The 12602-nt window shown below is 41.5% G+C and carries 7 protein-coding genes and 2 pseudogenes; 2 read left to right on the top strand and 7 right to left on the bottom strand.

Features of this window, described 5'->3' with window-relative positions; genetic code table 11:
* Positions 1–1028: 1028 nt before the first annotated feature.
* Together L0B17_RS07390 and L0B17_RS07385 are read right to left on the bottom strand one after the other, a co-directional pair.
* A complete protein-coding gene (locus L0B17_RS07390) occupies positions 1029–1592 on the bottom strand; it encodes a methylated-DNA--[protein]-cysteine S-methyltransferase (RefSeq protein ID WP_235088885.1) in 564 nt (187 codons plus the stop codon).
* 107 nt (positions 1593–1699) lie between these two features.
* Positions 1700–3256, bottom strand: a complete 1557-nt coding sequence (locus tag L0B17_RS07385) for a DNA-3-methyladenine glycosylase 2 family protein (protein WP_235088884.1) — start codon at positions 3254–3256, stop codon at positions 1700–1702.
* A gap of 215 nt (positions 3257–3471) precedes the next feature.
* Between L0B17_RS07385 and L0B17_RS07380 the strand changes: the two genes are divergently transcribed.
* Positions 3472–5301, top strand: coding sequence for an ABC transporter ATP-binding protein (locus L0B17_RS07380; protein WP_235088883.1), 1830 nt, complete (start codon positions 3472–3474; stop codon positions 5299–5301).
* Positions 5302–5478: 177 nt separating this feature from the next.
* Positions 5479–5769, top strand: coding sequence for a GIY-YIG nuclease family protein (locus tag L0B17_RS07375; RefSeq protein ID WP_235088882.1), 291 nt, complete (start codon positions 5479–5481; stop codon positions 5767–5769).
* A gap of 654 nt (positions 5770–6423) precedes the next feature.
* On the opposite strand, the gene rfbC is transcribed toward L0B17_RS07375, so the two are convergent.
* From rfbC to L0B17_RS07355, 5 genes and pseudogenes are all read right to left on the bottom strand, one after another.
* Positions 6424–6975: a dTDP-4-dehydrorhamnose 3,5-epimerase gene (gene rfbC / locus L0B17_RS07370; protein ID WP_235088881.1), complete on the bottom strand. Its 552-nt coding sequence runs from the start codon at positions 6973–6975 to the stop codon at positions 6424–6426.
* The gene (gene rfbD, locus L0B17_RS07365; RefSeq protein ID WP_235088876.1) at positions 6976–8016 is read right to left on the bottom strand and encodes a dTDP-4-dehydrorhamnose reductase; all 1041 of its coding nucleotides are present in this window, start codon (positions 8014–8016) and stop codon (positions 6976–6978) included. It lies immediately after the preceding gene.
* A gap of 42 nt (positions 8017–8058) precedes the next feature.
* Positions 8059–8136, bottom strand: a complete 78-nt coding sequence (locus L0B17_RS18265; protein WP_443019944.1) for an NAD-dependent epimerase/dehydratase family protein — start codon at positions 8134–8136, stop codon at positions 8059–8061.
* 373 nt (positions 8137–8509) lie between these two features.
* A pseudogene (locus L0B17_RS07360) lies at positions 8510–9918 on the bottom strand (MBL fold metallo-hydrolase RNA specificity domain-containing protein).
* A 631-nt stretch (positions 9919–10549) separates the two neighbouring features.
* Positions 10550–12483, bottom strand: a pseudogene (locus L0B17_RS07355) (polysaccharide biosynthesis protein).
* Positions 12484–12602: the final 119 nt, after the last annotated feature.

The raw sequence follows: 12602 nt of genomic DNA, 5'->3' as shown, positions 1-12602 counted from the left end.
GATAACAGATCTCGGGGATGACGTAATAGAATAGTCTCAGGTTCACGAAATAGAATAGCCTCAAGGATGGCGCAATGTCTAACTATCGTCATCCCGGTAATATCGAACTATCGTCATCCCGGCAATGCTTCTGGGCCAGGAGCGAGTATTCATACAAAGTATTTAAAACCAGATCCCCGATAACAGATCTCGGGGATGACGTAATAGAATAGCCTCAGGTTCACGAAATAAAATAGCCTCAAGGATGACGCAATGTCGAGCTACCATCATCTCGGTAATGTCGAACTACCATCATCCCAGCAATATCTAGCTACCGTCATCCCGGTAATGCTTCTGGGCCGGGAGCGAGTATTCATACAAAGTATTTAAAACCAGATCCCCGATAACAGATCTCGGGGATGACGTAATAGAATAGTCTCAGGTTCACGAAATAGAATAGCCTCAAGGATGACGCAATGTCGAACTATCGTCATCCCGGCAATATCTAGCTACCGTCATCCTGGTAATGCTTCTGGGCCAGGAGCGAGTATTCATACAAAGTATTTAAAACCAGATCCCCGATAACAGATCTCGGGGATGACGTAATAGAATAGCCTCAAGGATTACGCAATGTCGAGCTACCGTCATCCCGGCAATGCTTCTGGGCCAGGAGCGAGTATTCATACAAAGTATTTAAAACCAGATCCCCGATAACAGATCTCGGGGATGACGTAATAGAATAGTCTCAGGTTCACGAAATAAAATAGCCTCAAGGATGACGCAATGTCTAACTATCGTCATCCCAGCAATGTCGAACTATCGTCATCCCGGTAATGCTTCTGGGCCAGGAGCGAGTATTCATACAAAGTATTTAAAACCAGATCCCCGATAACAGATCTCGGGGATGACGTAATAGAATAGTCTCAGGTTCACGAAATAGAATAGCCTCAAGGATGGCGCAATGTCTAACTATCGTCATCCCGGCAATGCTTCTGGGCCGGATCTAGCTTTTCTATTAATTCATTCCTGACAAAGTCTCACCAGGCGTCTTAGTTTTGATATTTAATCTCTAACGCCAATAAAAACTGCTTCATCGCTAATCCATAGGCATAGCCGGTTAATTTACCACTTTTACCAATAACCCTATGACACGGGACGATTATTGCAATCGGGTTTGCCCCATTTGCGGCCCCAACAGCCCTGACCGCTTTAGGGCGATTTATACCATTAGCAATGTCGCTGTAACTGCAAACCTCACCATAGTGCATGGCTGATAACGCTTGCCAAACTTGATGCTGAAATACAGTGCCCTTAGGCGCGAGTGATAACTCAAACATCTTTCGTTTCCCGCCAAAGTATTCGGTTAACTGCTGATGAACCTTGTTTATGTGTTGCAAAGCCTGATGTTTTTGTTGTGGTTTTAGCACATCTGATTGCTCATTATTGAATTCAAGCTCAATAACCTGCTCAAATATTTCAACGTCAGCTGACTTGCGGTCAATATCAACAACCGTCAAATGAGTCAGCCCTTCGCTTGAGGCTTTTACTGACAACAGGCCTACTGGGCTGGTTAAATTAACTGCTAATACTGGCGGCTGATATTGATTAACCATGGTTATTTATCCCTAGTGTAAATTAAATCTTGGCGAGCTTTAATGAAGCCGCACTAAAACTAAATAGCATCTACATTAAACTGCATCGATATTAAGTCGCCGCAATTTTACTCGGCTGACCATAACTGAAACGTTAAGTAGCTGCCCCATGGTGCAGCTTGCTCAGCAACCTGATCTGCCAACTGTTGATATTGTTTGACGGTTTCAATGCTAATACCGCCCTTGTTACATAATGCGTTTAAGCGGTTTTTGATAACAAGATCGCCAGTTAGCAATATATTAGACTGACTTTCACCGCGCATTTGCGCATAGGCGACAGTCCAGGGGCCAATACCTTTAACATTAAGCCAATCCAGTGGTGAAGATTGCGGATGATCATTCACAAACTGACCGAGCCCATTTAAGGCTAACTTTCTTGCTCCTGGCATGTTAAGTTCATCTAGGCTAGCACTTGCAATAGCTTCAGGTGTCGGGAACAAGCGAAACGTTTGCTGATCAAGCATTATACGCTCACCATAATGTTCAACTAAGGTATTGAGCAATTTAGAGGCTTGTACCACGCTAACTTGTTGACCAAGCACAGCTCGACATGCCGCTTCAAACACCGAAAACGTGGCCGGTATTCTTAACCCTGGCTTTAATACAACAGCATTAATATCGATAGCCTTAATACTTTTCAGTTGGCGTTCAATAGTCAACATGTCTGCATCTAGGTCAAGCATCTTTCTAACAGCATTCACCACTGCGGCTAAGTAACGCGAATCCTCTGGTTGCACAAATTTTACGGTTAGTTCAAACAAAGACTGAGTCTTTATGTGCTTGAGCTGCAATATACCTTTAACACCATTAAGATTAAAACTTCGACCATAAACATTCTCAGCCAACCACTCCATATTGGTAACTTGCCTTAAATGATAAAAATCATGCATTGCAGACCAGTTTAATGGAGGGCGATAACTGAGTTTTAATGTAATGCTTGCGCAAGTGTTAATGTCATCTTTTTGATCATTGCTGTGCTTAAGTGTCGATGCTGTTTGAACTATTTCTTCGCTTTTATTAACAGAGACCTTATTTAGACCTTTTCTAAGCGCAGTAGGCGTTAATTGTAGTGCTTTCTTAAACGTTTCATTAAAACTGCGAATACTATTAAACCCTGATGCAAGTGCAACTTCGGTTATCGGTAATCTCGTTTGGTGTAATAATCTTTTAGCAAACATCACTTGTTGATATAAGGCATATTGCTTTGGTGATGTGCCAAAATATTGACTAAATAATTTCACTAAATAGCGGCTGCTAATACCAAGTTTATCGGATAACTGCTCAACACTAAGCGCCGATTCACCCGACATAGCGCCATTATCAATCAGCTTTATCGCTCGCTGCAATGTGGTTTGAGTGCCAATCCAGGCATAAGAATGAGGTGCGCTATCTGGTCGACAACGTAAGCATGGACGTAAGCCATGATTAGCGGCTTTTATTGAGCTATCAAAGTAACGAACATTTCTCTCATGGGGCGGTGACGCAGGACAAATAGAGCGGCAATAAATACCCGTGCTAAAAACGCCAGTATAAAATTGACCATCAAATCGCGCATCACGGCTAAGCCTAGCTTGACGACAAACCTCTGCCAAAATAGTGCAATCATGTTCGGGAAGAATAGCCACAATGAAACCTGTAGAATTAATAAGAAGCCTACTGTACGTCAGCAAACCACTTTGCACTAGCGGAAATCGGCACTCACGCTAAGCCTAGTTGACTTACCCACCACAAACACAGCCATTTATATTTCGATTCATATTAGCAGCAAATAATACTGAGGTTATTGATCACTTGAGGTATCCTAACAACAAAGAATATTTAAGAATAACCAGAGCCTTGCATGTTTAAATTTTTTGAATCACTCGTACAACCTTTGCCACCAGAAGAACCGACTCAACCGCCAAAAGGCTTATATGCTTTTTGCCGTCATTATACCAAAGGGTTCGGCAGGCCATTAATTATCATGTCAGTGCTAACGGCGCTATTGGCGATGCTAGAAGTGTCCCTTTTTGGCTTTATGGGGCAACTGGTTGACTGGCTGGTCACTAAAGACCCCGAAACATTATGGCAAGATGAAAGTAACACGTTAATCACCATGTCAATTATTGTGTTAGTCATTATCCCGTTTCTGGTTTGGCTGCATGCATCAATTGTGTATCAAACCTTACTAGGTAACTATCCAATGGCTATCCGCTGGATGGCGCACCGTTACCTATTAAAACAAAGTATTTCATTCTACCAAGATGACTTTGCAGGTCGCGTCGCCACCAAAGTCATGCAAACAGCCCTTGCTGTGCGTGAAACTGTGATGAAGCTACTGGATGTATTGGTATACATTTTAGTGTACTTCACTTCAATGTTAGTCATGATAGCCAGTGCTGACTTACGCTTAATGTTACCAATGCTAATTTGGTTAGCCGCCTATGTGGCCATTCAATGGAAACTGGTGCCAAAACTAAAAGCGATCGCCACAGAACAAGCCGATGCACGTTCAACCATGACTGGGCGTATTGTTGACAGCTATACCAATATATCCACCGTAAAACTGTTTTCTCATACCCAGCAAGAAACCGAGTATGCCAAAGACAGCATGATGATTTTTTTAAAAACTGTTTACGGCCAAATGCGTTTGGTAACCGTGATTAACGTATCGGTACAAATTATCAACTACATTTTAGCCTTCACCATTGCTGCAGTCTCTATTTGGCTATGGGCGGACGATGCTATCACAGTCGGCGCAATTGCCATTGCGGTCAGTTTAGCGCTGCGACTCAATGGCATGTCTCAATGGATAATGTGGGAAATCAGTTCATTATTTGAAAATATCGGCACAGTGACAGATGGCATGAATACCTTATCTAAGTCTATTTTGATTGAAGATAAAGTCGATGCCAAGCCGCTCAATGTTAGCCAAGGTCAGATTGATTTTAATCAGGTTAGCTTTCATTACGGGGAAAAAACGGGGGTAATTGAAGGGTTAGACTTACACATTAAAGCCGGTGAAAAAGTCGGTTTAGTAGGACGTTCAGGCGCGGGTAAATCTACCCTAGTGAATTTATTAATGCGCTTTCATGACATCGAACAAGGTGAGATTTTAATTGACCATCAAGGATTAAAGGATGTTACCCAGGACTCATTACGCGCTCATATCGGTATGGTGACACAGGACACATCGCTGTTGCATCGCTCGATCCGTGAAAATATTCTTTATGGTGACCCTAATGCCAGCGAAGCACAATTAGTTGCAGCCATTCAACAGGCACAAGCCACCGAGTTTATTGCCGCCTTAACAGATCCACATGGTAATGTCGGCTTAGACGCGCAAGTCGGTGAGCGCGGTGTAAAACTGTCAGGCGGACAACGTCAACGTATCGCCATTGCTCGGGTGCTACTTAAAAACGCCCCAATTTTGCTTTTAGATGAAGCCACATCAGCACTCGACTCAGAAGTTGAAGCGGCCATTCAAGAATCATTATATGAATTAATGGAAGGTAAAACCGTTATCGCTATTGCTCATAGACTATCAACCATAGCCGCGATGGACAGATTAATCGTGTTAGACAAAGGCAAAATAGTTGAACAAGGTAGCCACCAAGAACTTATCGCCAGCGGCGGTATTTATAGCCAACTTTGGGCACATCAAACAGGCGGTTTTTTAGGGCTAGATTAACTCATTTAAATGACGTCATCCGCACTAACAAATATAGCGGATGACGTTATCCCTACTTTAGACCTCAATAATATTATTACAAGCGCCTCAATCTTGTTATAGACAAGCCCTAAGTCAAATTTATGAACTAACATAAAGGTTAAAGAATAACTTGACCATGGATAGGACTTCATTGCTATGGAGCAGCAATCGTACGTTTATATACTCACCAACAAACCTAACGGTACTCTTTATATAGGAGTAACCGCTTCATTGGTAAAGCGTATATATGAGCATAAAAATAACGTTTTTGATGGATTTAGCAAAAAATATAACACCAAGCAATTAGTTTATTTTGAAGTTTATGATGATATTTATCAAGCTATCACTCGCGAGAAACAGCTTAAAAAATGGAATCGTGATTGGAAAATAAAATTGATAGATAAAAGTAACCCTCGCTGGGTCGATCTTTATTATGGTTTACTTTAAATACTAAAATATTATGCTAAATTAATCATGCAAACATCATAGCGACTAACAGCCCCAAAATAGAGATCCCCGATAACAGATCTCGGGGATGACGATGAAAACATCAACCCTGCTTCCACCTAACGTCATACTGGTAAAGCTTGTGAGCCAGGATCTACTAGGTAACGCTTCCACCTAAGCCCCACCTAACGTCATCCCGGCAATGCTTGTGGGCCGGATCTGCTTTTCTAAACCAACCATAAAACTAAAAACGAGATCCCCGGTAACAGATCTCGGGGATGACGATGAAAACATCAGCACTGCAATTGTAACGTTTCCACCTACTGTCATAAGGCTATTGCCCATCTTACGTCACCTAAATCCCAGTATAGCTACCACCTAACGTCATCCCGGCAAAGCTTGTGGGCGGGATCTGCTTTTCTAAACCAACCATAAAACTAAAAACGAGATCCCCGATAACAGATCTCGGGGATGACGTGATGGAGCGTCATACCCGTATCGCTTCCACCTAACGTCATACCCGTATCGCTCCTACCTATCTTCATCCCGGTAAAGCTTGTGAGCCGGATCTACTAGGTAACGCTTCCACCTAAGTCCCAGCAACGCCCCACCTAACGTCATCCCGGCAAAGCTTGTGGGCGGGATCTGCTCTAATCAAACAACAAGTGGCCTAATATCTTTAAATAACAGTCCGTGTTGATCTTTTACCGATAATAAAGGCTCTGCGTGTACAGGCCACTTAATATCTAGATTAGGATCATTCCACAGGACCGTTTGTTCTGATTGTGGATGATAATAATCTGTACACTTATAAACACATTCTGCCGAATCACTTAATACATAAAAACCGTGAGCAAAACCTGCCGGGATCCACACTTGGCGTTTATTGTCAGCAGATAACACTATCCCAACCCATTGGCCATATGTCGATGAATCAATACGAATATCAACTGCAACATCAAATATCTCACCAGATATCACTCGAATTAACTTACCTTGAGCCTGCTGACGCTGAAAATGTAATCCGCGCAGGGTGCCTTTTACCGATTTTGAATGATTGTCTTGTACAAAATGAGTCGGCTTGCCTGTCACTGATTGCTCAAACTGCTGCTGACTCCAGGTTTCGCAGAAATAGCCTCGGTCATCACCAAACATCTTAGGCTCGATGATTTTCACATCGGCTATATTAGTTTCAATCACGTTCATTTATTGCTCTTTTTCGGACTTAATTGGAGGTATAAATCTTATCTGCGAAGCATCATCTTCTAATCCAAGTGGCGCTAATATTGTCACCACCTTAGATAAAGCCGACATCCAATCACTGGACTGAATACCGAATGTATCTATAATTTTTTGACAAGCTAACTTACTGTTTTTAGGTCGTTTAGCGGCAACAGGATATTGTTCTGTGGGAATAGGCTTTAATTTAGCAAGATTTAACTCTGTTGCTATTCGATGATTTTCAGCCCGCTTATGATGATTCAAAGACTTTTGTTGAAGTATCTGCTGAGCAAGTTGATACCAACTAACATGTGGCAAACCCGCAAAATGATATACACCGTAAAGCGCATCATTAATGGGGTTGTCTTGATCATTGTTAACATTTTCAGCATCTTTACCAAGTGCCGTATTATTAGCCAACTGCAGCATTATAGAAATCAAAGTTTGCGCCACATGCCCAGCATAAGTTGGCCCGCCAAACTGGTCATCAACAATAGCTAAAGTGGGGTTAGGCTGACTTAAACGTAATATAGTGCGGACAAAATTATTACCGTATTCGCTGAACATCCAGGCGGTACGTAAAATAATATGTTTAGGATTTGTTTGCATTACAGCAACTTCACCGGCGAGTTTACTTTCGCCATACACACTTAAAGGAGCGGTAATATCGTTTTCTTGGTAATCGCCCTGCTTATCACCTGCAAAAACATAATCCGTTGATATATAAAATATTGTCGCGCCAATATTATTCGCAGCCTTAGCAACATTCGCAGCACCATCACAATTAATTGCAAAAGCCAATTCAATATCATCTTCAGCCTTATCAACTGCGGTATAAGCTGCTGTATTAATAATATAATCGGGCTGATATTGAGCTATTACCTGTTCAACGGCATCAAAGTTTGAAATATCTAACTGCTGCTTTGTTAACGCTAATACTTCAACATGAGGCATCATAACGCAGTGCAAATATGCGACTAGCGATCGCCCCAGCTGACCATTGGCCCCAGTGATCAACAAACGCATTATCTTACTTCCTCAATCAAACGTAGTAGGTATTGGCCGTATTCATTTTTCAATTATAAAACGCACTAAGGCCGAGCCAATAAAACCTGCTCCACCCGTCACTAAAATCTTCAAAGACATTCACTAAGCCATATCAAAATCATTAAGGTTAATTGTAAGTGACAATACAAAGTCTACCAAGGGTTAACGATTAAGATGTACCACCGGTATTACGGTAACACCGTCACCTCGGTATACAAAACCACCGTAATCCCAGTAATGCTTCTGGGCCGGATCCTGTCCTCATACAAAATATCTAAAATCGAGATCCCCGATAACAGATCTCGGGGATGACGAAGAAAAAACATCAAACCGGCAGACATATAGGTAATGCCGCATCGGCAGTCATAAAGGCAATGCATCACCCATCGTCATCCCGGTAATGCTTCTGGGCCAGGATCTGATTTATAAAATCTAAATGCCTTAAATAACAACTCGCGAAATGACGTAGACCCTAAGCTTTACCAATCACCACATTACAGTCTGGTAGCATTTGGCGATACTTGTCTGCAAGTGCTTGTTTAGCGTCATCATCACCATGCACAATACGTATATGTTTAGGTTTATGGTGCATACGTTTGACGAAATTAACTAAATTAGACTGGTCTGCATGAGCCGAGTAACCACTTATAGTATGAACACCAGCTTTAATATCAATACGCTCGTCATCTAACAGCACATAGCCGGCTTTCGGACCATAGGTTTGAATATCTCTACCGGTGTACCTTGAGCTTGATAGCCCACAAATAACACATCAGCGGTAGGCTCAGATAAAAAGCGTTTTAGGTAATTCATAATCCGACCACCACTGCACATACCAGAGGCAGCAATAACAATGGCAGGCTTTTTACGGGAGTTAAGGTAATTTATCACCGCTAAATGGTCTTGATGACTATCGATAGTATAAAGTTGTTCAAAATCTAATGGGTGACGGCCTTTATTGACCACCTGTTTAGCTTCATTGTCCCATAGGGCCTGAAACTCAAGGTACTTTTGTGTGAACTTAGCAGCCATAGGTGAATCGACAATTATATCAATATTTTGCCAAATAGAATTATGCTGGTTTTTAGTTATTATCTGCTCGAATTCATATAGTAACTCTTGAGTTCGGCCGATACTGAATGCAGGAATAAGTACGACGCCATTGTCTGCAACACACTTTTCAATAATCTGCTTAAGCTGCTTGCTGCGATCTTTTCGACCTTGATGATTCTTATCGCCATAGGTTGATTCAATCACTAGCGTATCTGCACGATACGGGCTGCGGGGACTGGCTAACAAAGGGGCATAAGTTGCACCTAAATCACCCGAAAAAACCACTCGATGTTTTGCTTTACCTATTAGATCAAATTCCACATATGCTGAACCTAAGATATGCCCTGCGGGTTTAAACTTAAGTTTTACCTCAGTAACTTCATGTTGTTGAGTATTGGGATCAACTAAAGGTAATGATACCCATTGATGATAATCTATTGGCCGTATTAAAGACTCAAGCTTTAATAAGAAAGCATCTATCAACTTTTTATCACGCGTCACGCCGATTTTTAACGCATCCTCAATCACTAGCGGCAACAACGCCGCTGTTGCTCTAGTGGCATAAATCGGTTTATTAAAACCAGCAGCGATTAAATAAGGGATTCGACCAACATGGTCAATATGGCAATGAGTAACAATTAATGCTTGAATAGCACTAATATCAAACTCAATTTGCAGCTGTTGTGCAGAAGATTTACCAGCTGTTTCTGCGCCTTGAAACAACCCACAATCAATAAGATAACTCGATACACTGCTGGTTTCATTGATATCCAATTGATGACAAGATCCAGTCACGCCATTAACCGCACCATGATGAAGTATCTGCATAAAAAATCCTTTTTATATTTTAGATGGATTTAACTTAACACAAAAACTAAACAATAGTCATTTAGAGCATGTCACACATATCGCCCCCCAACAATGCACAGTAATGATCCCCTAACCCAGCGATCATGATCCCCCAAAACTTTACCTAACGTCATCCCACTAAAAAACCTCACCTACCATGATCCCCAAAAACTTCGCCTAACGCCATCCCGGTAACGCTTCCGCCTAACGTCATCCCGGCAAAGCTTGTGGGCCGAGATCTACTTCTCCAAACATTTATAAAACTAAAAACGGGATCCCCGATAACAGCACTCGGGGATGACGAGATGGAACGTCATACTTTATCGTCTTCTTGGAAAGCAACTTTAGGAAAGCAACATCATCCTGGTAACGCTTCCGCCTAACGTCATCCCGGCAAAGCTTGTGAGCCGGGATCTACTTCTCCAAACATTTATAAAACTAAAAACGAGATCCCCGATAGCAGAGTTCGAGAAATAAAAAAGGGATAAAATCAGAGTCAGATAGGTGAGAAATAAAATCCAATAAAAAAGCCTTGAGTTTTCACTCAAGGCTTTCAATATTTTTTATATAAGTAAATAAAGAACAATAAGCAACTAATGCGGTCAGTTATTTAAGTCCCAAAGTTAACAACTTTGCCTTGAGAAGCCGAATTCTTTGCTTTTTGTTGGTACAGCAAGTCACATATACCATCAGTCGGTGCAAAACCTGTTGGCGTCGTTAACAAAATATCTCTAATTGCTTCATGATTAAATTCATGGCAAGCAATGTCTAAGCGTTCAAGGATTTTAGAATACTCAGCCCAAGTTAAATGTAGCTCATTAGCAGTCATAATTCGTTCATGTTCAGTGCCCGTTACATCATCGCCAATAAGTAACTCTTCATAAAGTTTCTCTCCGGACGTAAACCACTAAACTCAATATCGATATCGCCGTCTGGGTTTGTATCGCTTCTAACTTCAAAGCCACTCAAACGTATCATTTTGCTTGCCAAGTCAACAATTTTAACTGACTTACCCATATCAAGTACAAAGACATCACCACCTTTGCCCATGGCCCCAGCCTGAATAACTAACTGTGAAGCCTCTGGAATTGTCATGAAAAAACGAGTGATTTCAGGGTGAGTAACGGTAACTGGGCCACCGTTAGCTATCTGAGTTCTAAATAATGGCACAACAGATCCCGATGAACCGAGCACATTACCAAAGCGCACCATACAAAAACGAGTGCTGTGTTTCTCTTTAGCAAAAGCTTGCAGTACTAACTCAGCCATACGCTTAGTTGTGCCCATTACATTTGTTGGACGAACGGCTTTATCGGTAGACACTAACACAAACGTTTCAACCTTAGCTTCAACCGCTGCTCTGGCCGTATATAAAGTACCAAATACGTTATTTCGCACCCCTTCAACAACATTATGCTCAACAAGCGGAACATGTTTGTAAGCCGCTGCATGGTAAACCGTTTGTACACCAAACGACTCCATTATAGCTTTAACACGATTTTCACGTTGCACCGAGCCCATCATAGGTAAAATTTTAACATCCAACCCTAACTCTAATGCCGTAGCACTTAATTCTCGCTCAATGGCATAAAGTCCGAATTCTGAGAGCTCGAACAAAACCAACTTTTTAGGTTGTTGTTTCAAAATTTGGCGACATAATTCTGAGCCTATAGACCCACCGGCACCGGTTACCATAACGACTTTGCCTTTAATATTCGCAGCAAGTAAGTCCTGGCGGGGAAACACCGAATCACGCCCTAAAAGATCGTCAATCTCGACTTCTTTTATATCAGTATATAATTTTGTACCACTGACTAAGTCTGACATTGCTGGAATAGTTAAAACCTGAATAGCTAAAGGCTCGAGTGAATTTAAAATCTGTTGGCGTCTAGAACGACTAGCACTAGGTATAGCAAGCAATACTTTTGTAGCAGACTTTTGCTTAATTAACTTGCGAATAATAGAAGGAGAATGAACATGAACCCCCTGAAGTACAGTGCCATGAAGAGTTTTATCATCATCAACAAACGCAAAAGGATAATACTCGTGACTTTGCACTAAGGCGGTAAGTAACTGACGCCCGCTGACTCCCGCACCATAAATAATAACGGGTTCACCAACTTTTTTAATACCAGTCCCCACTAAAGAGCGTAATAAAGAGCGCGAACCACCAATTAACACTAAGCAAAAAGCCATGTAAATCAATGGAACAGTACGAGGAATGTTAGTATCGGCATAAAAAGATACTGTGACTAATGCGATTGTTGATATTACAACACCAACAAATATTGCCATAAGAGCCTGCAATCCCATATACCTTAACACTGCACGATATAAACCCAACCGAGTAAATGCAACCAAGCTGATAGGTAAAATTGTCGCAGCCACCATCCAATAGGATGTGTCCCATAACAGTGAAACGTTATCTAATCGAACAAACAAAGCACACCAGAAGCTAAATAAAATAAACAGAGTGTCTATTGACAAACTGATCACTCGTTTGTGGGCACGTGGCAAAGAAAAGATGCTTTGCAAAAAGTCCATTTTTCGCTCCAGAATAAAATTATTTTTCATCAAAACTACTATAACCTAAAAAATAGGTACATCAATTGAATTTTGTATAGTTAAAGCAAATAGCCATTGGAAACAAAAATTACGCTTAA

It is taken from the genome of Shewanella sp. OMA3-2, assembly GCF_021513195.1.
In the GTDB taxonomy this organism is placed as follows: Bacteria; Pseudomonadota; Gammaproteobacteria; order Enterobacterales; family Shewanellaceae; genus Shewanella.
This window is presented reverse-complemented; position numbering and strand designations above follow the sequence as displayed.